At 40.4% G+C, this 25,862-nt stretch carries 25 protein-coding genes; 17 read left to right on the forward strand and 8 right to left on the reverse strand.

Features of this window, described 5'->3' with window-relative positions; all coding sequences use genetic code 11:
• Nucleotides 1-325 precede the first annotated feature (325 nt).
• On the reverse strand, nucleotides 326-811 hold the full coding sequence (locus H6G92_RS07835; RefSeq protein WP_094348587.1) for an allophycocyanin subunit alpha-B: 486 nt from the start codon (nucleotides 809-811) through the stop codon (nucleotides 326-328).
• A gap of 155 nt (nucleotides 812-966) precedes the next feature.
• On the opposite strand from H6G92_RS07835, the gene rlmD reads away from it, so the two are divergent.
• Both rlmD and H6G92_RS07845 read left to right on the forward strand, forming a co-directional pair.
• Entirely contained in the window at nucleotides 967-2,373 is a 1,407-nt protein-coding gene (gene rlmD, locus H6G92_RS07840; protein WP_190892540.1) for a 23S rRNA (uracil(1939)-C(5))-methyltransferase RlmD, read from the forward strand.
• A 391-nt stretch (nucleotides 2,374-2,764) separates the two neighbouring features.
• Nucleotides 2,765-3,214: an ATP-binding protein gene (locus H6G92_RS07845; protein WP_190892541.1), complete on the forward strand. Its 450-nt coding sequence runs from the start codon at nucleotides 2,765-2,767 to the stop codon at nucleotides 3,212-3,214.
• A 57-nt stretch (nucleotides 3,215-3,271) separates the two neighbouring features.
• Here the strand turns inward: H6G92_RS07845 and H6G92_RS07850 are convergent, their stop codons facing one another.
• Entirely contained in the window at nucleotides 3,272-3,550 is a 279-nt protein-coding gene (locus H6G92_RS07850) for a DUF6439 family protein (RefSeq protein ID WP_094328229.1), read from the reverse strand.
• A 44-nt stretch (nucleotides 3,551-3,594) separates the two neighbouring features.
• Between H6G92_RS07850 and H6G92_RS07855 the strand changes: the two genes are divergently transcribed.
• Both H6G92_RS07855 and asnS read left to right on the forward strand, forming a co-directional pair.
• Nucleotides 3,595-3,957, forward strand: coding sequence for a hypothetical protein (locus H6G92_RS07855; RefSeq protein WP_100898358.1), 363 nt, complete (start codon nucleotides 3,595-3,597; stop codon nucleotides 3,955-3,957).
• Nucleotides 3,958-3,959: 2 nt separating this feature from the next.
• Nucleotides 3,960-5,351, forward strand: a complete 1,392-nt coding sequence (gene asnS, locus H6G92_RS07860; protein ID WP_190892543.1) for an asparagine--tRNA ligase — start codon at nucleotides 3,960-3,962, stop codon at nucleotides 5,349-5,351.
• A gap of 141 nt (nucleotides 5,352-5,492) precedes the next feature.
• Here the strand turns inward: asnS and H6G92_RS07865 are convergent, their stop codons facing one another.
• Nucleotides 5,493-6,290, reverse strand: coding sequence for an Rpn family recombination-promoting nuclease/putative transposase (locus tag H6G92_RS07865; RefSeq protein WP_190892546.1), 798 nt, complete (start codon nucleotides 6,288-6,290; stop codon nucleotides 5,493-5,495).
• Nucleotides 6,291-6,412: 122 nt separating this feature from the next.
• Nucleotides 6,413-6,568 (reverse strand): hypothetical protein, encoded by a 156-nt coding sequence (locus H6G92_RS07870; protein ID WP_190892549.1) that lies wholly within the window; start codon nucleotides 6,566-6,568, stop codon nucleotides 6,413-6,415.
• Between the two features lie 544 nt (nucleotides 6,569-7,112).
• Here H6G92_RS07870 and H6G92_RS07875 point away from each other — a divergent pair.
• Nucleotides 7,113-7,421 (forward strand): NIL domain-containing protein, encoded by a 309-nt coding sequence (locus H6G92_RS07875; RefSeq protein ID WP_190892551.1) that lies wholly within the window; start codon nucleotides 7,113-7,115, stop codon nucleotides 7,419-7,421.
• 83 nt (nucleotides 7,422-7,504) lie between these two features.
• On the opposite strand, the gene H6G92_RS07880 is transcribed toward H6G92_RS07875, so the two are convergent.
• Together H6G92_RS07880 and H6G92_RS07885 are read right to left on the reverse strand one after the other, a co-directional pair.
• Nucleotides 7,505-8,182, reverse strand: a complete 678-nt coding sequence (locus tag H6G92_RS07880; RefSeq protein ID WP_012407592.1) for a response regulator transcription factor — start codon at nucleotides 8,180-8,182, stop codon at nucleotides 7,505-7,507.
• Nucleotides 8,183-8,511: 329 nt separating this feature from the next.
• The gene (locus H6G92_RS07885) at nucleotides 8,512-8,970 is read right to left on the reverse strand and encodes a (2Fe-2S) ferredoxin domain-containing protein (protein ID WP_190892553.1); all 459 of its coding nucleotides are present in this window, start codon (nucleotides 8,968-8,970) and stop codon (nucleotides 8,512-8,514) included.
• Nucleotides 8,971-9,235: 265 nt separating this feature from the next.
• Here H6G92_RS07885 and groES point away from each other — a divergent pair, with 265 nt between their 5' ends.
• The 10 genes from groES (at nucleotide 9,236) to ureC (ending at nucleotide 19,145) form a co-directional block, all read left to right on the forward strand.
• Nucleotides 9,236-9,547 carry a co-chaperone GroES gene (gene groES / locus H6G92_RS07890; protein WP_069071443.1) on the forward strand — a complete coding sequence of 104 codons (312 nt, stop codon included), beginning with the start codon at nucleotides 9,236-9,238 and terminating at the stop codon, nucleotides 9,545-9,547.
• 87 nt (nucleotides 9,548-9,634) lie between these two features.
• On the forward strand, nucleotides 9,635-11,269 hold the full coding sequence (gene groL, locus H6G92_RS07895) for a chaperonin GroEL (protein ID WP_190892556.1): 1,635 nt from the start codon (nucleotides 9,635-9,637) through the stop codon (nucleotides 11,267-11,269).
• Nucleotides 11,270-11,369: 100 nt separating this feature from the next.
• On the forward strand, nucleotides 11,370-11,810 hold the full coding sequence (locus tag H6G92_RS07900; RefSeq protein ID WP_069071442.1) for a hypothetical protein: 441 nt from the start codon (nucleotides 11,370-11,372) through the stop codon (nucleotides 11,808-11,810).
• Between the two features lie 11 nt (nucleotides 11,811-11,821).
• Entirely contained in the window at nucleotides 11,822-14,515 is a 2,694-nt protein-coding gene (locus H6G92_RS07905) for a MinD/ParA family ATP-binding protein (RefSeq protein WP_190892558.1), read from the forward strand.
• A 67-nt stretch (nucleotides 14,516-14,582) separates the two neighbouring features.
• Complete coding sequence (locus H6G92_RS07910; protein ID WP_190892561.1) at nucleotides 14,583-15,362, forward strand: class I SAM-dependent methyltransferase; 780 nt, start codon at nucleotides 14,583-14,585, stop codon at nucleotides 15,360-15,362.
• A gap of 4 nt (nucleotides 15,363-15,366) precedes the next feature.
• Nucleotides 15,367-16,206 carry an urease accessory protein UreD gene (locus H6G92_RS07915; RefSeq protein WP_190892563.1) on the forward strand — a complete coding sequence of 280 codons (840 nt, stop codon included), beginning with the start codon at nucleotides 15,367-15,369 and terminating at the stop codon, nucleotides 16,204-16,206.
• Between the two features lie 39 nt (nucleotides 16,207-16,245).
• Entirely contained in the window at nucleotides 16,246-16,548 is a 303-nt protein-coding gene (ureA, locus tag H6G92_RS07920) for an urease subunit gamma (RefSeq protein WP_190892565.1), read from the forward strand.
• A gap of 21 nt (nucleotides 16,549-16,569) precedes the next feature.
• Nucleotides 16,570-16,875: an urease subunit beta gene (locus tag H6G92_RS07925; protein WP_190892573.1), complete on the forward strand. Its 306-nt coding sequence runs from the start codon at nucleotides 16,570-16,572 to the stop codon at nucleotides 16,873-16,875.
• A gap of 8 nt (nucleotides 16,876-16,883) precedes the next feature.
• Nucleotides 16,884-17,420, forward strand: coding sequence for a DUF1349 domain-containing protein (locus tag H6G92_RS07930; RefSeq protein ID WP_190892575.1), 537 nt, complete (start codon nucleotides 16,884-16,886; stop codon nucleotides 17,418-17,420).
• Between the two features lie 9 nt (nucleotides 17,421-17,429).
• Nucleotides 17,430-19,145: an urease subunit alpha gene (gene ureC / locus H6G92_RS07935; RefSeq protein WP_190892577.1), complete on the forward strand. Its 1,716-nt coding sequence runs from the start codon at nucleotides 17,430-17,432 to the stop codon at nucleotides 19,143-19,145.
• Nucleotides 19,146-19,245: 100 nt separating this feature from the next.
• On the opposite strand, the gene H6G92_RS07940 is transcribed toward ureC, so the two are convergent.
• Nucleotides 19,246-21,720 carry an NACHT domain-containing protein gene (locus tag H6G92_RS07940; RefSeq protein ID WP_190892578.1) on the reverse strand — a complete coding sequence of 825 codons (2,475 nt, stop codon included), beginning with the start codon at nucleotides 21,718-21,720 and terminating at the stop codon, nucleotides 19,246-19,248.
• A gap of 454 nt (nucleotides 21,721-22,174) precedes the next feature.
• Between H6G92_RS07940 and H6G92_RS07945 the strand changes: the two genes are divergently transcribed.
• Nucleotides 22,175-23,320 (forward strand): hybrid sensor histidine kinase/response regulator, encoded by a 1,146-nt coding sequence (locus tag H6G92_RS07945; protein ID WP_190892579.1) that lies wholly within the window; start codon nucleotides 22,175-22,177, stop codon nucleotides 23,318-23,320.
• Between the two features lie 197 nt (nucleotides 23,321-23,517).
• Nucleotides 23,518-24,900, forward strand: a complete 1,383-nt coding sequence (locus H6G92_RS07950; protein WP_190892580.1) for an aldehyde dehydrogenase — start codon at nucleotides 23,518-23,520, stop codon at nucleotides 24,898-24,900.
• 85 nt (nucleotides 24,901-24,985) lie between these two features.
• On the opposite strand, the gene H6G92_RS07955 is transcribed toward H6G92_RS07950, so the two are convergent.
• Nucleotides 24,986-25,591 carry a sulfite oxidase-like oxidoreductase gene (locus H6G92_RS07955; protein WP_190892581.1) on the reverse strand — a complete coding sequence of 202 codons (606 nt, stop codon included), beginning with the start codon at nucleotides 25,589-25,591 and terminating at the stop codon, nucleotides 24,986-24,988.
• Nucleotides 25,592-25,862: the final 271 nt, after the last annotated feature.

A 25,862-nucleotide genomic window follows, 5' to 3' on the forward strand; every position in this document is an offset into this window, starting at 1 on the left:
GCGATCGCTAACTAGGCATAATTAATGACAACTGAACTCTAGCCGAGTCATTAATAGGGAACACACTTAATTGCCGACAGCCTTAATCAAGGACTGTCGGTTTTTTATGTCTATATGTCCTTCATCCTTTGAGAAATGCCCTATAACTATAGCCAATAAAATTTCCCCACAACTGGTTGGTAACTTGACAAAGATTTTGCCACAGCCACTACCAAATGTGGGGAGGGTATGATCAAATTGGGTATCTTATGCCTATCGAGCGCTAATATCTTGCACTCACTCTAGTAGACCGGAAGTATACTCCTAGAACCAGCACATACTTTGATTAAGACATCGCTTGAATGATGTAATCAAAGTAGGGTGCTGCTTCGGCAGCGTCTTCCGCACTCAGTAAGCTAAGGGAAGCTGTTTTGAGGGAATTGATCGCTTCTACCATTCCAGGCACAGGAACGCCCAATGAGTTGTACATTTCCCGCACACCAATCAAACCAATTTTTTCAATTGGTTCTTTGTCACCGGCAAGCACACCATAAGTAATTAGACGTAAGTACCAGCCAAAATCACGGATACATAGAGAGCGCTGGCGTTCTCCGTAAGCATTACCTCCAGGGGAGATAAAGTCAGGACGCTTCTGCCAAAGTTGTTTGGTTGCTTCCTGAACTATCTTTTTTTCGTTTTCGGCTAAGGTAGCCGCAATCCTCGTCCTTTGTACGCCGGTTTGCAAAAAGTCTTTGATATTTTTAAGTTCGCCACTGCTGGGATAACGCAGTTCGTCGTCGGCTTTGAGAATAACTTGGCTAATTACAGTCATGATTATTGAAATCACCTGAAATATTATCTGTTAGTTTAGCGAGTCGGAGGTACACAAGTGAAGAGAGATGATGGATATGAGGGAGCAGGGAGCATAGGGAGAATTAATAACTTTTGACTCTTGACTCTTGACTTTTGACTCTTGATTAATAACTAATGACTAAAATAATTTGGCAGCAGGGTGAATTAATTGAAGTAACGATCGCTAACTTGAGTGATACAGGCGATGGTGTGGGACGCGCTGATGAGCGTGTAGTGTTTGTCCCAGATACTGTCCCAGGCGATCGCGCCATTGTCCGCTTGGTACATGTTAAACCTAAATACGCCCACGGGAAGCTCCAGCAGCTATTAGAGCCATCCCCCCACCGTATCCGACCCAATTGTATTGTGGCGGATAAGTGCGGTGGTTGCCAGTGGCAGCATATTAATTATGACTACCAGCTAGTAGCCAAGCAAAATCAAGTTATCCAAGCAATGGAGCGCATTGGCGGTTTTGTCCAACCACCGGTAGATCCGGTAATCGCCGCCCCTTCTGCTTTGGGCTACCGTAATAAATCTACATATCCTCTCTCGCTATCGGCAACGGGACAAGTACAAGCTGGTTACTACCAAAAAGGTAGTCACCAATTAATTAATTTAAATCAATGTCCAGTCCAAGACGTGCGATTAAATCCCTTACTTGCCGAAGTTAAGCAGGATATCCAACAACGGGGTTGGCGAATCTATGACGAACAGCGTCATCAAGGACAAATTCGCCATCTTGGTTTACGCATTGGCCGACACACTGGAGAAATGTTGCTGACTTTGGTGGTGAAAGACTGGAATTTATCAGGAATTGAAACCCAAGCCCAGGAATGGTTAAAGCGTTATCCGCAGTTAGTAGGAGTGTCGCTCAACCGCAATAGCGATCGCACAAATGCTATCTTTGGATCAGAAACCCGTTGCATCGCTGGAGTCCCTCACCTGCGTGAATATTTTGCTGGACTGGAATTTCAAGTGCGCCCAGATACATTTTTCCAAGTGTATACAGAAACCGCAGAAGCACTATTGCAAGTCATTCAATCAGAACTCAATCTTCAAGGGCATGAGTTACTAGTTGATGCCTACTGTGGTATCGGGACTTTAACTTTACCCCTCGCCAAAAAAGTCCGTCAAACTACAGGATTAGAGGTGCAACCAGCAGCAGTGGAACAAGCTATTTTAAATGCCCACCGCAACGGAATTGAGAATGTGACATTCCAAGTTGGGGCAGTAGAGAAATTGCTTCCAAAAATGGGCACAATACCAGAAGTAGTAATACTCGATCCGCCACGCAAGGGGTGCGATCGCGCTGTCATAGACGCTTTACGGCAATTGAAACCATCTCGGATTGTTTACGTCAGCTGTAAAGTAGCCACCCTTGCTCGTGACCTGAAATTACTTTGTCAAGATGGGCAATATACTATCACACGGGTGCAACCTGCTGATTTTTTTCCTCAAACGGCTCATGTTGAAGCTGCCGCCTTTCTTGTGCTATCACATTTGCACAAGGATAGTAATTCCTTTACAAAAACTGAAATTTGAAATTTTTAGTCTAGTGCATACTAAAGATGCTAAAATTGAATTAAGCTGAAAATAAAAATTCATTTTGTTTAAATAAATTCAAGTTGCATAGGTTCTTAGAAATATGAATTGGATTGTGTAAATGACCAATCGGCAATTAACTAGAGTATGCCAATACTCTGTCAAATTACTAGCATCTTTATAAGTTGCTGAATCCATTATCAAAACTATTCTAGCCGTTGTATTATCTAAGCAATCCCAACTCATACTGTAGAACTAATGCTCCCTAGCATTTTCAAAATTTAGTTTTAAAGACGCAAGTTTGAAGGCAGCATGACCACCTCAAGTTTTATCAGGGTGCCTGTAATAGCAAACTGATGTCTAGCTAACTGAAAGCTATGGGGTTTCTCTTGTGATTACTATTTCACTCCGTCCAGTTGGACGTTATTGGGGCACTATTAGTTTTGCCTCAACCCTCTACCTTTGTCCAATACTAGATTTATTGTTGGCAGAAATTCCAGCAAAATTACAATCCGAACTGCGGCTAGGACTTCAAGAAGCCCTAGTAAACGCAGCTAAACATGGCAATAATCTTGATCCAAGTAAAACAGTTGTAGTTCGTTTTTCCTTAATAGATAATCAATATTGGTGGATAATATCAGACCAGGGTAGCGGCTTTACTCCTTCATCTACTAGTGATGAAGAACCAACAGACTATTTACCACCAGATGAATCAGAAAGTGGTCGTGGTTTATGTCTTCTCCACCAAATTTTTGATCAGGTGGAGTGGAACCGCAAAGGCACAGAATTAAGGCTTTGTAAACAAATGGAAACTCGTCCCCGTTTATCTCTGCGACGGTAACTTAATAGGGAGTTAGGAGTTAATAATTTAAAACTTTTAACTCCTCACTCCTAACTTTTAACTTTTTCCGTGAGTTGGACAGGGAGGGGCAGAAATGGAGCGATCTAACCAACCAATTGCCTGTTCTAATCTAGCTTGAGCTTCTTGTGGCTGATTCTTTAAAAGATACACAATAGCTGCCGCCACTTGTTCATTAGCACGGGAATTGCGGTTAGACTTGAGGCGATGCCAATCGTTAGGGGAAATGCTCAGTCTTTCCATGAGGGCTTGAGCTAGTTCTAGAGTACTAAGTTCATTCAGTTGACTGGTTTTCGGCAGCTGGGTAGATTGGGACATAACTATTGGCACATTTGCATTTACTTCTACTTTACTACTTGTAAATGAAGCCGCCTAAACAATCACAGCCGTCAGCAGAAAATCCCGAACCAGATTTTGAACAAGAGCTAGAGGAAGTAGAGCGATCGCTCCTATCCTTAAAAGAACGTTACGATCAAGTGCAACGCGATCGCCAACAACAGGCACAATGGCAACAGCGCCGCGATCAACTAAAGCACAATAAATCTCAGACACCAGAAATCAAAGCAGAGTTACGGCACATTCAACAGCAGTTGGAAAGGCTAGAACTAAACTTAGAAAGCCAGTTATTTTCTTGGCGTAGCCTCAAAAAACCTTTCTGGCAAGTCGTCCGCTTTGGTGGAATGGGCGTTATCATAGGCTGGATATTAAAGTCTTATGCTGGGTAAATATGGCAAATCGACGGATTGCAGAAATATTGCGAAGTGGTCAACCTGATGAGTCCCTCCAAGTGCAAGGCTGGGTGCGGACGAAGCGCGAGTCCAAAGGGTTTGCTTTTATTGAAGTCAATGACGGCTCATCACTAGCTAATTTGCAAGCCGTCATTAATCAAGATTTGCCAGATTACGAAGCTATCTTGAAAAAATTGAATACAGGTGCTGCTGTCGAGGTGACAGGGGTATTAGTGGCTTCTCTGGGTAAAGGACAACGGATTGAGTTGAAAGCCGACTCCGTGAAAGTTTATGGAGAAGCTGATCCCGATACATATCCTCTGCAAAAGAAACGCCATTCCTTTGAGTTTCTGCGAACCATTGGACATTTGCGATCACGTACTAATTCCTTTGGTGCAGTTTTCCGCGTCAGAAATGCTTGTTCGACAGCAATCCACCAATTTTTCCAACAAAGAGGCTTTTTGTGGGTACACACACCCATCATTACCGCTAGCGACTGCGAAGGCGCGGGTGAACTGTTTAGCGTTACCAGTTTAGATTTAAAGAATATTCCCCGCACAGAAAACCAAGCAGTTGATTACAGCCAAGACTTTTTTGCTAAACCCACATATTTAACAGTTAGCGGCCAGTTAGAAGCGGAAGTTATGGCGATGGCGTTTAGTAACGTCTACACCTTTGGCCCTACCTTCCGTGCCGAAAATTCCAATACCTCCCGCCACTTAGCAGAATTTTGGATGGTTGAGCCAGAAATGGCTTTTTGTGACTTAGAAGGCGATATGGATTTAGCTGAGGCGTTTCTCAAACACATTTTTAAATATGTGTTGGAAACTTGCCCAGAAGATATGGAATTTTTCAATGAACGCATTGATAAGTCTGTGTTGGCGACAGCCGAAAATATTATTAATAATCAGTTTGAACGCTTAACTTACACAGAAGCCATCAAACTTTTAGAAAAAGCTGATGTTAAATTTGAATATCCAGTGAGTTGGGGTTTAGATTTACAATCAGAACACGAACGCTACCTAGCTGAACAATTATTTAAAAAGCCTGCGATCGTTACAGATTATCCAGCGCAAATTAAAGCATTTTATATGCGTTTGAACGACGATGAAAAAACCGTCCGCGCAATGGATATTCTCGCACCCAAAATTGGCGAAATTGTCGGCGGTTCCCAGCGCGAAGAACGTTTAGAAGTATTAGAACGCCGTGTGTTAGCGCAAGGATTAAAGCCAGAAGATTTGTGGTGGTATCTTGATTTACGTCGTTATGGTACTGTCCCCCACGCTGGTTTTGGGTTAGGTTTTGAACGACTTGTGCAATTCATGACTGGTATGGGAAATATTCGTGATGTGATTCCGTTCCCGCGTACACCACAAAGTGCTGAGTTTTAGTTTGGGAATTTGAAAAACAGAGGTTTATAAATCGCATCTACACAAACCAAGCCCGTCCTGATGGACTAATAAAAACTTTAAAACCCGCATTTGCGGGTTTTGCTTGTATAGCCGTGTATTTTATAAACCGATTAGTTTAAATTAAGATTTTTGAATCTCCTCTTGTAAAACTTGAACTTGCTCAATAGATAATTCAGTAACTTGAGCAATTTGCTCTAAACTCATTCCAATTCGCAACAAATTTAAAGCCAACTTTCTTGTTGTTTCTGCTTTGCCTTTGGCTTCACCTTCTGCTTTACCTTTGGCTTCGCCTTCTTGTAGGATTTCTTGATAAATGACTGATTCGCGCATAATCTCACTCCTGAAAATCTTCTTAATTACATCTTTCTTTAATACCAGACCTGCTAAGATGCCACTAGCAGCAGCTATATTTCTTTGTAGCTGGCGATCGCTAATTGCTTCAACTGCTTTGGCTACTTCGGTTAATACCATTGTAGGATCGTTTGTCTGACTTAGCACGGCAAAGGGTAATAAACCTGGAATACTCAAAAACCTTTCTGTTGGTTGTTCCCACAGGCGTATTACTTCAAACTGATGGTAAGTGTTGTTTAATCTAAAAGTGTTTTCACTAACTAATTGTGAACTTGTCTTTCTCAAATAGATTACTATTTGACGCATTTCTTTGTTAAGAAATCGGCGATAAACCCTAACTCGATAATCTAACATCCGAAAGGGAATATCTTCGTCAGGATCGGTTTGAAATTCGGTATGTAGAACTAAATCATTAGATTGCAATAAAATTAACGAATCGGCGCTAATTGGTTCGTTTGATAATTCAGTCGGGCTAAGTTCTGTTAATTTAATCGGTGAACCTAGTAACCAAGTTGCTAAATCATCTTTAAAGTTTTCGGCAATGAATTTACAAATATTATCATACATAGCAACTTTAAAGGAAAGGGATCAGGTGTTGTTTATTAAAATTAAATTTTTTGGTGTTGGGTTTCCGTGCGTCAACCCAAACCACTTTACGAATGTTACTGCATCACTGTTTTAAACACCATCTAATTACCCAGTAATTCTTGTCTACGCCGCTCCTGTTCTTGCTCCTGAACTCCTTGGCGCACTTCCCAATATTTTTTTACAGATGCATTAGATTCACTGATTATTACTAATCTCAATTCACGAGCTTGATCGCCATCTCCTAAAAGCGAGATCAATTCTCTTCTTTGTGCTTTTTCGAGTGCAATAAACCACTTTATAAAAGCTTTTAAAATTTTTGTTTTTGAACCTGATATCTCATCATGGGCAACAACACAAGAAGGACAAACGTTAATCGCATAACTTACATACTAGTATTGATCCATGTGTCTAAAGGAACTTCCTCTACTAATTTTAGACCTTGTTGGAGAGCATTCTTCACTCGATACATCTTGATTGGCAATACAGTCTAAAAGTTTGGCAAAGTAACATATATAGCAGTTAACATTCCAGTATTAAATTTCATACACAATAAATTAGGGTTACAACAATTGTTGTAACCCTACAAATGCGCTATATTCAATGTGCTCGAAAGCACTTATAGAATAACGATTAACCTCATAACTACCGAATTATGAGCAATTCTTTACATTTATTACATCTAGTTTAATGGTTTGCAAAGGTAAATACTTTCTTACTTGCCTACGTGGGATAAGTGACGCTAGTGTTAAAAGAATTGTGCATAGTAAAACCCCCATCCCAGAAGTCGAGTAGGAAGCTAGAATGGCAATTCCAAATAAACAAGTAAAATCTAATACTGATATTTTAGATAATAGACGCACCCAAACTCGCATCCAAGTTCGCATTCCTAAAGACTTGCATGAGGAACCAGTCATTTCACGACTGGTTTCTCACTATGGGGTCATAGTCATTATTGCTGATGCTCAGGTAAGCGCAAACGTGCCACAATATAGCTGCTTCGATCTGGAACTGCGAGGTACTGTTTCTCAGATTGAAAGCGCCCTAACTTACCTAGATGAACTGGATTTAGAAGTTTTGCACCAATCCAGCCCTGAAGAAGATGGTTGGTAGATTTAGTTAGGAGTTAGGAGTTAGGAGTTAAAAAATTCATAATTCATAACTCATAACTCATAACTGTTAACTATTAACTTTGTTTAAGCCATTTGATTTTCAATCGCCCACCGCGCTAGTTCAGTGCGGTTGTGGAGATTGGTTTTGCCCAACATATTGGACACATGGCTTTCAACTGTGCGCTGACTAACATTTAGTTCTTCAGCAATTTCCCGGTTAGCTAAACCCCTAGCGACAAACTGGACTACCTTCAGTTCAGTTGGGGTTAATTGCACATCGAAGGGAACTTGGATACGGGAACCGTTTTCGCCTCCTTTTGCTTGGTGTTCTTTCCAACGGATAGTTTGTTTCAGCGAGGATTCAACTTGCGCTACGAGTTCTTCTGGTTCAAAGGGTTTGACCATATAAACATCGGCACCTTTATTCAGACCCTTAACTCGGTCTGCACTTTGTCCCTTAGCTGAAAGGAAAAGAACCGGAATCCAACTGGTGCGTTCGTTTTGCCGGACTTGTTCCACAAAAGTATATCCGTCCATTTCCGGCATCATCACGTCGCAGATAATCATGTCTGGAACATCTTGCTCTAAAATTTCCAGAGCTTCACGTCCATTTTCGGCGGTGATGACTTCGTATCCCCGGAATTCTAAGTAATCCTTCACCAGCAAGATGAGGTTAGGGTCATCATCAATCAATAGAAGTCGTTTGTGATCTTTCATGCTGGGCTCTTTCATAGCAGTGGCACTTGTCGCGCTTCGGTCCATCAAAGTCTTGAATATTTATCCTCTATGGTGGGTTATTTGGAGATGTTGTCCTTTTTCCTACTTAACTTGCCTTTGCTGTCTCGAAGTCTCAAAAATGCCGAGCACTTTCAAGAGACTGGTAGCTCGATAGCAAAAGTCCAGCAAGGATACGTATAGCAGTAGTATCTATAATGCGCTATTATATATCGCATTGAAAGTGGCGGGCGAAAAAACACTGATTAAATAATAATCCTTCTGACTCACAAGTAAGTATTGGCTTAAAGATGACCCTACCTCAAAACCAACCCGCACTTTCTTAAAGCTTACTGCTGTACCATATCCTTCGGTTGTTAAGCCTCTATGAGGTGTTCACAAGAAACTAGGGAAGTTTCTGGCAAAGGATGGGTTAAAAAGGCATATTCTTCTACCACCTTATTGCCTATTAAGTGTTCTTGGATGATCCGCTCAATAACTTCCGGGCTTGCTTGGCGATACCAGACACCATCAGGGTAAACCACTATTATGGGTCTAGAACAACAAACGCGCAAGCACTTGGCTTTAGTTCTAAAGACGCAAATGGGATGACTCTGTTGCGGCTCATAAAGTTTTAACTCTTTAAGCTGCTTTTTTAAGTATTCCCAGGATTCCAGACTAGCTCGTTTTGAGCAGCAGTTAGCAATTGTCTGGTCAGCGCAAATAAAAATGTGTCGCTGAATTTTTGCAAGTCCTAAAATTTCTACGCAATTACTCAGGGCTTTATGTTCTAGAGATTTAGTGGCTTTGGGGATTTGATGGCTGGACTGGATCACTGTATTGTTACTTATCGAGCGGCTCCCTGATTACAGTTCTATAACAATTTCCAAGCTTTGCAAATAAAGTTGACCATAAAAAAATATTCGGAACTTACGGAACAGACCCTGAAAGATAGAAATAATTAAGCATTTATACTTAAGTACATCTATGAGCCTCTAGTTCGGGAACCCGTACTCAAAGAATTCTTGCCATCGGACGCTACTTTTCGGTAGATTAGCACTCAGGAGTCGAGAGTGCTAAACTCTAAGGGAAAGAAATAATATGGCAGCTTTATCTTTAAGCGTTTCTACAGTTAAACCTTTGAGCGATCGCGTTTTCGTAAAAGTGAACGCCTCTGAGGAAAAGACCGCAGGTGGTCTGTATTTGCCCGATACCGCCAAGGAAAAGCCACAAGTAGGGGAAGTAGTTGCCCTTGGCCCTGGTAAGCGTAACGATGACGGTAGCCGTCAAGAATTGGAAATTAAAGTCGGCGATAAGGTGCTGTACTCTAAGTACGCTGGCACTGACATCAAGCTCGGTACCGAAGAATATGTACTGCTTTCTGAAAAAGATATTTTAGCAGTCGTTATTTAGTGGGCAATGAGGAATAGGGAAGAGTTTTCCCGATACCCAATGCCCAATTCAAGAAAAAATTGACCTAATCCTGGAATTTAGACACCTATGGCAAAGCGCATTATCTACAACGAAAACGCCCGTCGCGCCTTAGAACGAGGCATTGACATCCTGGCTGAGGCTGTAGCTGTTACCCTTGGCCCCAAAGGTCGTAACGTAGTCTTAGAAAAGAAATTTGGCGCACCACAAATTGTCAATGACGGTGTAACGATCGCCAAAGAAATCGAATTAGAAGACCATATTGAAAATACTGGCGTAGCTTTGATTCGTCAAGCTGCTTCTAAGACAAACGATGCTGCGGGTGATGGCACCACAACTGCCACCGTTTTAGCTCATGCGATCGTCAAAGAAGGCTTGCGGAACGTTGCTGCTGGTGCTAACGCAATTTCCCTAAAGCGTGGTATTGATAAAGCTACTGCCTTTTTGGTAGACAAAATCAAAGAACATGCCCGTCCAGTGGAAGATTCCAAAGCCATTGCCCAAGTTGGTGCAATCTCGGCTGGTAATGACGAAGAAGTCGGTCAGATGATTGCCCAAGCAATGGACAAGGTGGGCAAGGAAGGCGTAATTTCCCTAGAAGAAGGGAAATCTATGTTCACCGAGTTGGAAATCACTGAAGGGATGCGCTTTGATAAAGGCTACATCTCTCCTTATTTCGCTACCGACCCTGAGCGGATGGAAGCGGTTTTTGATGAGCCTTTCATCCTGCTTACCGATAAGAAAATTGCTTTGGTACAAGACCTTGTACCAGTGTTAGAGCAAGTAGCTCGTGCTGGTCGTCCTTTGGTGATTATCGCCGAAGATATTGAAAAAGAAGCTTTGGCAACTTTGGTTGTAAACCGTTTGCGCGGTGTACTCAACGTGGCTGCTGTTAAGGCTCCTGGCTTTGGCGATCGCCGCAAAGCATTACTAGAAGACATTGCTGTTTTAACTGGTGGTCAACTAATCACCGAAGATGCTGGTTTGAAGCTAGATAACACCAAGCTGGATAGCCTGGGTAAAGCTCGCCGGATCACCATCACCAAGGACAGCACCACAATTGTTGCCGAAGGTAACGAAGCTGCTGTTAAGGCTCGTGTAGAACAGATTCGTCGTCAAATCGATGAAACCGAATCTTCTTACGACAAAGAGAAATTACAAGAGCGTCTTGCTAAACTCTCTGGTGGTGTTGCTGTAGTGAAAGTTGGTGCAGCAACCGAAACCGAAATGAAAGACAAGAAGTTGCGCCTAGAAGACGCTATCAACGCTACCAAAGCTGCTGTGGAAGAAGGTATTGTTCCTGGCGGTGGTACAACTTTGGCTCACCTTGCTCCTGAATTGGAAGTTTGGGCAAAGAGCAATCTTAAGGATGAAGAGTTGATTGGTGCGTTGATTGTTGTTCGCGCCTTACCTGCGCCTCTGAAGCGGATTGCTGAAAACGCCGGTCAGAATGGTGCTGTGATCGCTGAACGCGTGAAAGAGAAAGACTTCAACGTTGGCTACAACGCTGCGACAAACGAATTCGTCGATTTGTTAGCTGCTGGTATTGTTGACCCTGCTAAAGTGACTCGTTCTGCTCTGCAAAACGCTGCTTCAATCGCGGGTATGGTGTTGACAACCGAATGTATCATAGTTGACAAGCCGGAGCCTAAGGATAGCGCTCCTGCTGGCGCTGGTGCTGGTGGCGGCGACTTCGATTACTAATACTTTGTAGTTACATAATTTGTAAAACAGCTGCTTCCCTTATGGAGGCGGCTGTTTTTTTGTGTCAAGATTCAGGTGTTTAAAACGAGAAAATAACGAAATGGAAGATTACCAAGCTGCTTTTATGCAACGTCACCTTGATACTGAAATTTTATGTAGAAAAGAATCGGAAAGAAGAGTAGCCGCTATGCACTTTGGAGGTGTAACCATTGAGTGTTTATTAAAAGCAATGATTTTTGCTACCTTAGCAAAGGGTGCAACTCAGGAATGGAAGACAGATTCTACTAATCCTGGGCATACTATTACTAATCCGGGACATAGTTACATAGAAGCGTTAAATCGGCACAATCGACTTAAATCTAGAATTGCTAATTTTCCTGAAGTGCGAAAATGGCTTAATGAAGTGGAAAATCCAAATAGCCAAAATTTTATAGATATGCGTTATTGTGGCCTTGAGCCTGATGATGAAAGTTACAAGCGCTGGTTAAAAGCTTATCAGAATCTCAAGGGGTGGTTACAAAAGCAAGCTACTCAACTTTAAAGAGGTGTCAAATGCAAGAAAATTGGCAGGTTTTGCTAAAGAAAGAAATTACAAACCAATATGTGCATAATTCACAAGAATGGGTTGATTTAAATATTTCTACATCAGGTTTATTGAATTTGACTATTGTAAGCGATCGCTTTATTAATTTATCTATTCCTCAGCGGAAAGAACAAAGTTTTAATTTACTTAAATCACAAGTTCCTCATTTATCTCCTGGGTTTATTTCCTTATATACGCCTCAAGAAGCAGATTCACTAAATCTTTCAGCACCGCAGGCTTTTAATACAGCTTCAGTGCAAACTTGGCAAGATTTAGCAATTCAAGCAGCAAATCCGCAAAATCAACCTCAACTTCCCCAGGCTGAACCCAGTTTACCCAGAACTGTAACCTTTTATTCCTTTAAGGGAGGAGTCGGTCGAACTACTGCATTAACCCATGTTGCCTCGATTTTGGCAATGCGTGGTCTTAAAGTCGTAGCTGTGGATTTAGATTTAGAAGCACCTGGCTTGAGTACGGCATTCAACCTCAAGCCACAACCAAAGTATGGAATAGTTGACTATTTTTATGAGCGTTCCTACTTACCAAAAGATGTAGAACCAAGTATTTCAATTGCTGAAATATTTGGTGAAGTGAAAATCTCTAACGCCACAGGAAGATTATTTGTTGTTCCTGCTGGTTGTCTTAATCTTGATTATGTCTCCAAAGTTGATGATCTTCATGCTACTACTAGTATTGATGGAGATCAAAGTCTTTGGTCTATTTTCAAACGTGAAATTTACGAACAATTAAAACCTGATATTATCTTAATTGATTCGAGAACCGGAATCAATCAATGGGGAGCTTTATCATTAATTCAAGCAGCTGACGAAGCAATTGTATTTCTTTTTCCTAATGAGCAAAATAAACAAGGAATAGAACTGCTAATACAATCACTACAATGGATAAAAAAATTATCCATTAATTTTGTTTTTTCTCCTGTTCCTGATGTTACTGAGATTGGTTTATCAAAAGTAAAACAAATTTGGTACTCATTGCTGAACAGATTAAATACGGTAACAAATGAAAACTATGAAACAGATGAAGATGAGCCAGATTTAGATAATTCACAAACTCCAATAGAAAAACTTTTAGTAGTCCCTTATCTTTTGCCAATCGCTTTGGCTGACAGCTATCCTGTACAAGGTATGCAAGATTACTACACAAAAATTGCTAACTTAATTGATGAAAAAACTGATGAACTCAAACGCAGCAATGTTTTAAATACAATAGATCATCGGTGGGATATTATTGAAAGTCTGCAATTTCCTGAAGTAAATGCTGCTGATCCAAGACAAGATTTGAATTTACTATTTCAACGTACTACTGATTTTGAAAGATTTTTAGACGATACAACCTGCCTAATTAGAGGGCGAAAAGGTACAGGAAAAACCGCACTTTATTGGCTTTTTCTAAAACACAAAAGTGTTGCTCAAAAACTAGCTCATGGACGGTTAGATAATACTGTATTTTTGTCAGCACATGGGAGATTTCAGGAAAGTCGTCCAACTCGTGATGAATTTCAAATCATCCATGAAACTTTACAACAAAATAGAGGTACATGGGAAGCTTTTTGGAGAGCTTATTTACTATTTAGATGTCATCAGGAAAATTTGTTTAACTTTCCTAAAGGAAAGAAAAGCGCAAAGTATAGTGAATTGAGGAAAATTATTAATAATTTACCTAAAGAAAGATGGCAGTCTGAATCTACTCAAGTTTTGTTAGAATTATCTACTAACTCTGAACTCCGCCTCATAGTTAAAGATGCGATAGATATTCTGCTTAATGAAGAAGCCAAAAATAATTCTCAAAAACTGTGGTTTCTTTACGATGATTTAGATGAAGATTTTCCTGAAGTAGGAGGAATTAGACAGCAAGCACTCACTGGATTATTTCAATTAGTACAATCTTGTGATGCTAACAGATTAACAGAAATTAGATTTAAAATTTTTTTAAGAGAAGATATATGGAATCGTTTAAGTTTTGACAATAAAAGTCATTTTACTGGACGGGATATTATCTTACAGTGGACTAGGATTGATTTTTTACGATTAGCACTTCGTCAAGCAATACAATCTGAAGATTTCAAGAATTTGGTTGACCGTATTTCTCCTGTCGCTTTTGAAAGTATTGATCAAGCTACAGAAGAGGCAATTGATAAAGCCTTAGAATTACTGTGGGGAAGTCGTCGCCGAGGTGGAAATAGAGCTAAAAATGTATCTCGATGGGTTTATGAACGATTAACAGACTCAAGTAGCACTACTTTTCCTCGGAGTTTAAGTATATTACTGAAAGGAGCAAAAGAACAAGAACTAAGCTATAAGGGACAATCATCAAGCAAATTTCGTACAGACCGCCTACTTCAAGGAAAATCCTTAGAATTTGGTTTGAAAAAAGCATCAGAAAAGCGGTGTGAAGAAATTAAAGAGGAATACCCTGATTTGACTAAATTTTTTGATTCTCTTAAGGGTAAATTAGCCTTCTTATCTAAAGAACAGTTACAAACAGTATGGCAAGAGTCAGCACATGATATAGCAGACTTTGAAGAATTTGCTTCTTTTTTAAGTGAAATTGGCATTATTGAATGGCGCGAAAAAGAGAAACGCTATAAGGTTGCTGATATCTATGTATATGGTTTTGAAATGGATCGTAGAGGCGCGGTATAAAAACAAATTTTATCGTATCGCTTTTATGAACTACAGCAATCGCACTTCTACTTTTCCATAAAAACCCATGAGCCAAATTTATCTTGAAACAACCCCCTTACATACCTTAAACGCAGTCAACCGATTTTCTGACAGAGCAGAAGATTATGTAAAATATCGACCAAGTTATCCCGCAGATGCAATTAATATTATCTTGGAAGGATTAGGTGAAAATTCACAACTCGTAGCAGCAGATATTGGTGCAGGTACAGGAATTGCTTCAAGATTATTAGCGGAACGGGGAGTTAATGTCATAGCCATAGAACCAAACGCGGCGATGCGAGAAGCGGCTGAACCACATCCTTTAATAGAGTTTCGTCATGGAACAGCAGAATTTACCCAACTACCTGATAATTCAGTTGATTTAGTTACTTGTTTTCAAGCTTTCCACTGGTTTAATCCCGAACCAACTTTATTGGAATTTCACCGCATTTTAAAACCATCAGCACGCTTGGCTGTGGTGTGGAATAACCGCGATAAAGAAGATGCTTTAACTACAGAATATAGCCTAATAGTCCGCAAAGCATCTAATAATCATCCAGCAGAATCTCGAATGCAGTCGGTAGAGCCACTGTTAGTAACTCCCTATTTTATTAACATCCATGAATATAATTTTACTTATAGGCAACAGTTAGATTTAACTGGACTTATTGGACGAGCAATGAGTGTTTCTTACCTCCCACGTGAAGGCTTGGCATACGAACAGCTTATTCATAATTTTCAAGAATTATATATGCACTTTCGTGATGAAAATGGTTTTGTCTATATGGTCTATCGCACTAGCGTACACCTTGCTGAAAGTAATTAAATAAATGACCTGTAACTCGCAAATAGCAGAAGGTTGGCATGGAAAACTGAATTTAGTTTATGCCGCTCGCAAAGACACAACCCAATTAATTTATAATCGCCACCAAGCACCCCTAAAGGTACAACGCCCATTTTACCCAGAAGGGGAAAAAGTTTGTCATAGCGTCATTTTACATACAGCTGGGGGAATGGTGGGAGGCGATCGCTTATCCTCTAACATCCACCTCCAACCCCAAACCCAAGCCTTAATCACTACATCTGCTGCAAGTAAGATATACCGCAGCAATGGGTTGCAATCTAGACAAAACATCCAGATGCAAGTTGACGCTGGTGCTTGTTTGGAGTGGTTGCCGCAAGAGACAATTTTATTTAACGACGCGATTTATCGGCAAGATTTACGGGTAGAATTAGCAACCGGGGGCAGTTGGTTAGGCTGGGAAATTACCCGATTTGGTCGCAGTGCTAGAGGAGAAAAATTCTTGCAGGGAGAATGGCGATCGCACACGGAAATTTGGCAGCAAGATGTTCCTTTGTGGATTGATAGGCAATGGTTACGGGGTAGCGAAGAAACTTTTCACAGTCCTCACGGTTTGGCTGGAAAACCAATAGTAGGTAGTTTAGTTTGGGTTGGTGGCGCAGTTTCAGGAGAAATTGTGGAAAAAACGCGAAATTTATGGGATGGGCAAGGAGAAGCGGGTGTTAGCCGATTGCAACATGGATTATTGTGTCGATATCGCGGTGCTTCTACATCTGAGGTGAGAAACTGGTTTATTGATGTTTGGCATCTGCTGCGAATTTCTTTTTTGAATCATGGTAATTGTATACCAAGAGTGTGGCAGGTTTAAACGAACCGCAGAGGCGCAGAGAACACAGAGGAGATAAGAATGCAACTTACGCCGCAGGAAAAAGATAAGCTATTAATTTTTACAGCTGCTTTATTAGCAGAAAGACGTAAAGGAAGGGGTTTAAAACTTAATTATCCTGAAGCGATCGCTTATATTTCTGCTGCCATTTTAGAAGGCGCAAGAGATGGGCAAACTGTAGCTGAATTAATGAGTTATGGTACAACTCTATTGATACGGGATGACGTCATGGAAGGAATATCAGAAATGGTGCATGAAGTACAAGTAGAAGCGACTTTTCCTGATGGCACAAAGTTAGTAACAGTACATAATCCAATTCGTTAAGTTTGAAAATTTAAATTTATTATGATTCCTGGGGAAATTATCACACCAGCAGGTGAAATTGAACTAAATGTTGGTCGTCCAACTATAAAATTACAAGTGTCAAATACAGGCGATCGCCCCATACAAGTCGGTTCCCATTATCACTTTTATGAAGTCAACACCGCCTTACATTTCGACAGAAAACAAGCCAGAGGAATGCGCCTCAATATCCCCGCAGGAACCGCAGTCCGCTTTGAACCAGGCGATGAAAAAGAAATAACTCTAGTCCCCTTAGTTGGTACTCATCAAGTCTACGGTTTCAATGCCAAAATTAATGGTTCTCTGTAGCTATGAAAATGGAATGGTACAATGAACCGCCTGTATGGGAAGTGAAAGATGAAGCGATCGCTATCACTTCCGGCGCAAAAACAGATTTCTGGCGGGAAACTCACTACGGTTTTATTAGAGATAATGGTCACTTTTTTTATCAAAAGATTCAAGGTGACTTTATTGCTGAAGTGAAAATCAGCGGACAATATCAGGATTTATACGATCAAGCTGGCTTGATGATACGTTCAGATGAATTGAATTGGTTAAAATGTGGCATTGAATTTGTCAATGGTGTGCAACAAATTAGCGCAGTCGTTACACGGAATTTCTCAGATTGGTCTGTTATTCCAATACCGCAAAATCCATCTGCAATTTGGGTGCGTGTAACTCGACGCGGCACAGCAATAGAGGTGGAATACTCTTTGAATGGAACTGAGTATACAATGCTGCGGCTCGCTTATTTGACTCCAAGAGAAACAGTAAGTGTAGGTGTAATGTGTGCCTCGCCTGAAGGGAATGGTTTTCAGATGAGGTTTGAAAAATTCCAAATTCGCAGTTTGTGAGGAATAGTTATGAGTTACAGAATGGATCGCCGTGCCTATGCCGAAACTTACGGGCCAACTGTAGGCGATCGCATCCGACTTGCAGACACAGAATTATTTATTGAAGTTGAACAAGATTTCACCACTTACGGCGATGAAGTTAAATTTGGCGGCGGAAAAGTTATCAGAGATGGAATGGGACAATCCCCCATTTCTAACGCCGATGGTGCTGTAGATTTAGTAATTACTAATGCCTTAATTCTCGATTGGTGGGGTATTGTCAAAGCAGATATCGGTATTAAAGATGGCAAGATTTTCAAAATTGGTAAAGCCGGAAATCCTTATATTCAAAATAATGTAGATATTATTATCGGCCCTGGAACTGAAGCCTTAGCAGGTGAAGGAATGATCCTCACTGCTGGCGGTATTGATGCCCATATTCATTTTATTTGTCCCCAACAAATAGAAGTTGCGATCGCTTCCGGCATTACCACCATGATTGGCGGCGGTACTGGCCCAGCTACGGGTACAAATGCCACTACCTGCACCCCCGGCCCTTGGAATATTTACCGAATGCTGCAAGCTGGTGATGCTTTTCCCGTCAACTTAGGATTTATGGGCAAAGGTAACGCCAGTCAACCCCAGGGACTTGTAGAACAAGTAGCCGCCGGTGCAATGGGGTTAAAACTTCATGAAGACTGGGGAACTACACCCGCAGCAATTGATACCTGCCTCAGCGTTGCCGATGAGTATGATGTGCAAGTAGCGATTCATACTGATACTCTGAACGAAGCCGGATTTGTTGAAGATACGATCGCGGCTTTCAAGAATCGTACCATCCACACCTACCACACTGAAGGCGCAGGCGGAGGACACGCACCAGATATCATCAAAGTTTGCAGCCAAGCCAATGTTTTACCATCTTCCACCAATCCGACACGTCCTTACACCCTCAACACCTTAGATGAACATCTGGATATGTTGATGGTATGCCATCACCTCGACCCTGCGATCGCTGAAGATGTCGCTTTTGCCGAATCTCGCATCCGCCGGGAAACCATTGCCGCCGAAGACATTTTGCACGACTTAGGCGCATTCAGCATGATTTCTTCTGACTCTCAGGCGATGGGAAGAGTAGGCGAAGTGATAATTCGCACCTGGCAGACATCTCACAAAATGAAGGTGCAACGGGGAACTTTTAACCCACAAGGAAGTGAGCAAAAAGCAGATAATTTCAGGGCAAAAAGATATGTTGCCAAATATACTATAAATCCTGCGATCGCTCACGGAATTGCTGAATATGTCGGTTCAGTGGAAGAGGGAAAATTAGCAGATTTATGTTTGTGGCGTCCCGCGTTTTTTGGCGTGAAACCAGAGATAGTGATTAAAGGCGGAATGATTGCATGGTCGCAAATGGGCGATGCTAACGCTAGCATTCCCACACCGCAACCAGTGTATATGCGACCGATGTTTGGTAGTTTTGCAGGGGCGCGTCATGCCACATCATTAACTTTTGTTTCCCAAGCAGCTTTAGAGAAAGAAATTCCCAGCCAGCTAGGTTTAAAAAAGTCAGCAGTTGCAGTTTCTGGGACACGCCAATTGAGTAAGCGGGATATGAAGCTGAATGATGCATTACCTCACATTGAAGTTGATCCAGAAACATACCAAGTTAGGGCAGATGGGGAGTTGCTGATTTGTGAACCTGCGACAGTTTTACCAATGGCACAAAGATACTTTTTGTTTTAATTCATCACAGATCAATTTACTGAAGTAAGAAGTTACTAAAAAAGGATTATCGAAACTTCTAAAGACGTGGATAAAGGTTTAAAATGCAAAATTAGGAAATTTATTTGTTATTTTCAGTTTCTAATTTACTTATTGGTAATAGCAAGCTATGCTCAATTTCTTGTCTAATTTTTTCGCTAATATTACAATCGCTGTTTAAGCAGTTAACCAGAAGCTTGTTACTGTTATAATACTGCCGTAGTAGTTTAGCTTGTCTATAACTGAACTGCCAGTTATGACCAATATTACGATGTTCAATCATCAAAGCTATTAACTGCTTAGTCCAGGCTTGACTATTTTTCTCCCACCATTCTCCAAATTCTTCTAGTTTTTCAAATAGGTTTTCCCATTCTGATATTGCCTCATTAAGCTTATCTCTTAGTAACTGCAATGCCGTCTTCAACTCTGATTGAAAATAAGAAGTTAAATCTATAGCATTTATAAGAAAATCATCAATATCAGCTATATTACACCAAGCATCGTCCCGAGCAACTAACGCTTGTCCACGAGATAATTTATCAATAGTTTCATCAAGAATATCAGTAGCATCAAGACCTTGAAAAAAAGCGTTAGCTAAGTCATCAGTAAGAACAAGAGCATTGGTGAGAGCATGATTGAGTAACCAATCTATCTCTATATCATCTAAAGTATCTTCTGAATCTAATCCAAGAGCATTATCTAAACCAGATAAAGTATTTTCTGAATCCCATTCAAGAGTATTATCTAATTTATTTTGTTCGTTATCTAATGTCATTTCAAAATACAATGCTCTCATAGCTGCTGGCTTGTAAAAAGATTCAAATGAACTAGATTTACAATCAAGCCATTCTAAAAAATGCTGTATTTTTCCATCTGAAGCAGCTAAATTATCAATTTTTCGCTTCATTAATAATACTAAATTATCTGGATATTCCATAACTCCAACTGTAAGTAAAAATACTTCCTGCCAGCGTTTCTCATTTCTGTGATGCACTAAATTTTTATATGCTAAGGTAGCTACAATTTTTCTAGCACAAAAATACTCTTGAAAAGTCAGATGTGAAAAAGAATAAATTCCTTTTGATCTTTCCACCAGTAACCCATGCTGGGCTTCAATAGATTTCAAAACAGCTTCGCTATCAAGTTTCAAAACCTCTGGTTCTAAATTAGGAAATTGTAAATTACTGAGAAACTTGACGATATATGCCTCTACAGTTTTTTGTTTAAAGAAATAGTCTTTCTGCTCAAAGGTAGTAAAAGCAATTTCGCTGAGTAAATCTTCTTTACAGACCAACGATAAATTTTGATAAATTTGATTGCGCTCAATATTACGTTTAGCATCCCATTTCTTAAGCAATATATCCAAACCTTCTTTATAAAGTTCTGAACGGTTTGCTGGAAAATCTTCGTTTTCCTCAAATACCAAACACAGCAAGGTCAGCAATAGTGGATTAGTTGCCAGATCAAAAATCCGTTTGTTAGCTTGTAGTTTTTCAATAAATCTTTCAGCTTTCACTTGGCAGTTTAATCGGAACCAGTTGTGAGCAAAAATAGCAATCTGTTCTTTGTCAAAATCTGCCACTTCCACCTCAGTAAACTGTTCAAAGGTGTATTCTTTGGCAGCTATCCGACAGGTTATAACAAATTGATTGGTGTGGAACTCTTCTGAAATCTTTCGAGTTTGCCATAAAATACGCTTTGTATCCTCTTCTCTAACTTCATCCAGACCATCCAGTAAAACCAAAAATTTACCCTGTCTCAACATTTGCTCGGTTTTCACACTGCTATTGTGGATACCACAGATAAATAATTGTTGAGTAATGTACTGGAGAATATCTAGCTGTTTAGGGTCTTGTGCGAAGTCCTTGAGGATGATAAACACGGGAACTAGGTTTGTCAAAAATTGCCCTTCGATGCAGTGCATTGCTAAATACTTCAAAAATGTAGTCTTTCCCGCACCCGGTTTACCTAAAACCATTAGTTTTTTGTGATGCTGCACTGCTTGCAGTCCTGACACGCGCTTCTCACTGGGTTCATGAAGTCCAAAATGATCAAAGTCTTCCCGATCAAACTTTTGCAGCAGTTGCCCAATTTTCACTCGCCTGCGTTTTGTGGTTTTCTCCAGAATGTTGACGTTAGTATAGATGCCTCGCTCTCCAGTTAACTCAATAGGCTGATCCATATCCAGCACACGCATCGTTCCACACTTTTCTTTGATGCTGGGTTTAATCTTTTCCCGGATTTCTTGAACTAGAGCATCAATATCATCCTCTGCAATGTCAGCAGTTGAGCTACCAGAAGGTTTCTGCTGGGAATATCGCTTTTGGAGATATTCCCGCAAGCGGCTTTCTTTCACAGGCCCACTGCCGGAAATACTGAACTTTTTGTAAATCCCCGTTAGAAAACTGTTGAGATTGCTGTTAGAGATGTTAAGCGCTTGTGTAACTTGAACTCGACTCTTGCCACTACTGAAGATTTCTAAAAAGACTGCCTTTTCTCGGTTTGACAATTCGCTGTATTGCTCTAGTTGTGTCAGAAAGTCTCTTGGTAACGACATATACCTAATGTGAAATCACCTTAAAGCTCAGTCTAGCTTGCATTTATATAGTTTTGTAGCTAGTCAAGATATGTCAATCTAAGTCACGACAAGTCAAATAAATAACTACAAAACAAAATTGCGACATTGAACTCAGTCAAGCAGCTGAGGCGCTCGCAATGTTAGAAATATTAATTACTCTGATTCTCAAGAAATCTATTGAAGTTATCCTAATGCTATTGCTGAAAAAAATCTGGGCATGGCTGCTGAGGGATGAAAGCTTTCAATGTCTCAACCACTTTCTGAAAATGCAGATTCTTATACTCTATCTTGATTGGATTTTGCTCAAAACATCTCTAAAGTCTCTGCCTGAGCCAACAAAAGAGAAGGATTCACACACATATAGCTAGACAAATTGTTACAAATACAGCTAGCCTTCTCAAAAATTTACTTTTACCCCGTACCTTGCATCTATATGACTTCCCAATCTTCTCGTTCTGACAAAATTCTGGTTGTCGATGACTCTCCTGATAACGTGTTTTTGATCAAAACTATTTTGGAGGAAGAAGGTTACACAATTAGCACCGCAGAAAATGGTATTTCAGCCTTGGCAGAATTGAAAGCTTCTCCTTGTGACTTGGTTCTGCTGGATCTGATGATGCCCGGTATGGATGGGTACGAAGTCACCAAGCACATTCGTGGAGAGATGAAATTGCCACAATACATCCCCATACTGCTGATTACTGCCCACGATGCGCCCAACGTCGCCCACGGTTTAGACTTGGGTGCTGATGATTTTATCCGCAAACCTGTAACAGTAGATGAATTGCTGGCAAGAGTGCGATCGCTCCTGCGTTTGAAGCATAGTATGGATGAACGTGATGAAATTGCCCGCCAACGAGAAGATTTTGTCTCCCGCCTCACCCACGACTTACGTACTCCCTTAGTAGCGGCCGATCGCATGTTGATGCTATTTGAGCAAGGAGCGTTGGGAGCATTATCACCACAAATGCAAGAAGTAATCGCTATTATGGCCCGTAGCAATATAAACCTGCTTTCTATGGTCAATACCCTATTAGAAGTTTATCGTTTTGAAGCAGGCCGCAAAACTTTGGCATTTCAACCAGTTAATCTGGGCCGATTGCTAGAGGAGGTGACTGGAGAATTGGCAACTCTAGCTCAAGACAAAGCACTATCCCTAAATTTAGACTTTACTGAGGAATCAAGCACAAACACAGTGATGGGCGATCGCTTAGAATTGCATCGTCTATTCACCAACCTCATAGGCAATGCGATCAAATTTACTGGCTCTGGTTCTGTGACTATTCGTTTTACTTCTCAACGCCAATTTGATAAAAGTAGTCAATCTCAGTTCTCTGAAATATCCAATTCTGTTGACTACATTAGAATTGAAATAGTGGATACAGGCCCAGGTATTCCCCCTGAAGAACAAGCCACCATATTTGAACGATTTCGCCAAGGCAGCCACAAAACTTCTGGTAGTGGCTTAGGACTATATCTTGCTCGCCGAATTGTCGAGGCACATCAAGGCAGTATTCTGCTTAATTCTGAGTTGGGCAAAGGTAGTGTATTTATTGTGCTTCTACCCACTAAAATATGAGAAATTAGCAATTATCAATTATGAATTATAGAGTTTTTATTATTAATTCATAATTGATAAATTTACTACTATCTACCGAGCAATAACTTTAAGTAAATATTACCATTAGAAGGTAAAATACTAAAAAATGACGAATCAAATATGTTGATGTACCAGCGCTAACATTAAAAAAAATAGTTTTTTTATAGGACAAAACAATGATTATCACTGAATTATCTAACGTTGGCGATATTATCCAGAATCAGCGTGAGTTTTTTCAAACTGGCAAAACTAAAGACGTTACTTTCCGCATTGAGCAACTTAGAAATCTCAAGCAAGCAATTATTGAGCATGAACAGTCAATAGTTGAGGCATTACAAGCAGATTTACATAAGCCAGAAGTGGAGACTTATCTTACAGAAATCGGTGTTATAAAAGAAATAGATTATGCCATAAAACATCTCAAAACCTGGACTAAGCCAAAAAAAACAGCCGTTTCCTTTGATTTTTTTTCCTACTCGGCGAGAATTTATCCAGAACCGTTGGGGGTTGTCTTAATTATTGGGCCTTGGAACTATCCATTTCAGTTAATTATCTCACCGTTAGTAGGTGCGATCGCAGCAGGTAATTGTGCAATTATAAAACCTTCAGAAATAGCTTCTCATACCTCCCGTATCATCGCTGAAATTGTTGCTAAATATTTTGATCCTGCTTATATTGCAGTGGTTGAAGGAGGCGTTGAAGCCAGTCAAAAACTACTTGCAGAAAAGTTTGACCATATCTTTTTTACTGGTGGTACAGCCGTTGGCAAAATAATCATGGCAGCAGCAGCAAAATATCTTACACCAGTTACTTTAGAGTTGGGTGGCAAAAGTCCTTGTATCGTAGATACTGACATTAATCTTGAACACACTGTCAGACGAATTACTTGGGGCAAATTTATTAATGCTGGACAAACTTGTATCGCTCCTGACTATCTTTTAGTTGATAAAAAAATCAAAAAAGATTTAATAGATGGTCTGGTAAAATCCTTAAAAGAATTTTATGGTGATAATCCAGCAAACAGTCCTGATTATGCCAGGATTATAAGTCAAAAACACTTTGATAGGTTGGTTAATTTTCTCAAAGATGGTGAAGTTATCATTGGTGGAGATGCTCAACCTTCGGAACGTTATATCGCCCCAACAGTAATTGATAATGTCTCCTTAGAAGATTCTGTAATGCAGGAAGAAATTTTTGGCCCTATTCTACCCATTATTGAATATACTGACATTGCAGAAGCGATCGCCTTGATTAACTCTAGACCAAAACCCTTGGCGTTATATTTATTTTCCCAAAACAAAAACCTGCAAAAGCGAGTTTTGCAGGAAACTTCCTCTGGTGGAGTCTGCATCAACGATACAGTGATGCAGGTTGGTGTCTCATCTTTACCATTTGGTGGAGTGGGAGATAGCGGTATTGGCAACTATCACGGTAAAGCTAGTTTTGACACCTTTTCTCATAACAAAAGTGTATTGCAAAACTCTTTCTGGCTCGATTTAAAATGGCGATACGCTCCCTATGAGGGCAAATTGCCGCTAATCAAGAAACTTCTGGGTTAAAAAAGTTAGGAGTTATGAGTTATAAGTTATGAATTTTTAACTCCTAACTCCTAACTGCTAACTCCTAAGTTTTAATGATTAATTATTAAAAGCCAAAAGCGCTGCTGTAACGCTCCTCAGCCCAGGGTTCACCACGGCGATGGTAGCCATTGCGCTCCCAAAAACCAAGTTCTTCACCAGCTAAAAACTCTAAACCATTAATCCACTTAGCACTTTTCCAAGCGTATAGGTGGGGTACAACTAGCCGCATCGGGCCACCGTGTTCAGATGGAAGGTCTTCACCAAAGACTTTAAAGGCAAAGAAGTTTTCTTCGCGGATAAAATCTTCTACAGAAATATTGGTAGTGTAGCCGCCGTAGCAGTGTTCCATAATGTGGGCTACTTTGGGGTCTAGCTCAATCAGACCCATGAAATCTGTAACTTTTATGCCAGTCCATTTGACATCTAGTTTAGACCAGCGCGTTACACAGTGGAAGTCTGCTGTGAATTCGTGTTGAGGCAGTGCCATAAAGTCTGACCAATTAAAGGTAACAGGTTTTGCTAAACCCCAAACTCGAAATTCCCATTCCTCAATGCTGACTTGGGGAGTTGCACCGTAAGTTAATACGGGGAAACCTTTAGCTAAGTGTTGACCTGGAGGGACGCGTTCCCCCTCTTCCTTGTCTGGTTTATGAAAAAATTTTCCTAGCATAGTTGGAGAAAAATAAGTTTTCTCAAGGTATTTGCAGACTTTTTTACTGAGTTGCTAACAGCACCAGATGTTTTACTCTTTAATATGATTACTTGATTATTACTCATCAATGATAGGTAATGGGTAACGGATGTTCCCAATTACTCACTACCAATTTTTTTCGATCTAATCAGCTTTTGTAGAGTATCTATGATTCATAATGCAATCAGGAAAGCTAAGAAAAAGCGTTTATCCAGTAGTGAGAAGTTTGATTGGTAAAGCACCAATCAAA

The sequence above is a fragment of the Nostoc foliaceum FACHB-393 genome (assembly GCF_014698505.1).
In the GTDB taxonomy this organism is placed as follows: Bacteria; Cyanobacteriota; Cyanobacteriia; order Cyanobacteriales; family Nostocaceae; genus Nostoc; species Nostoc foliaceum_A.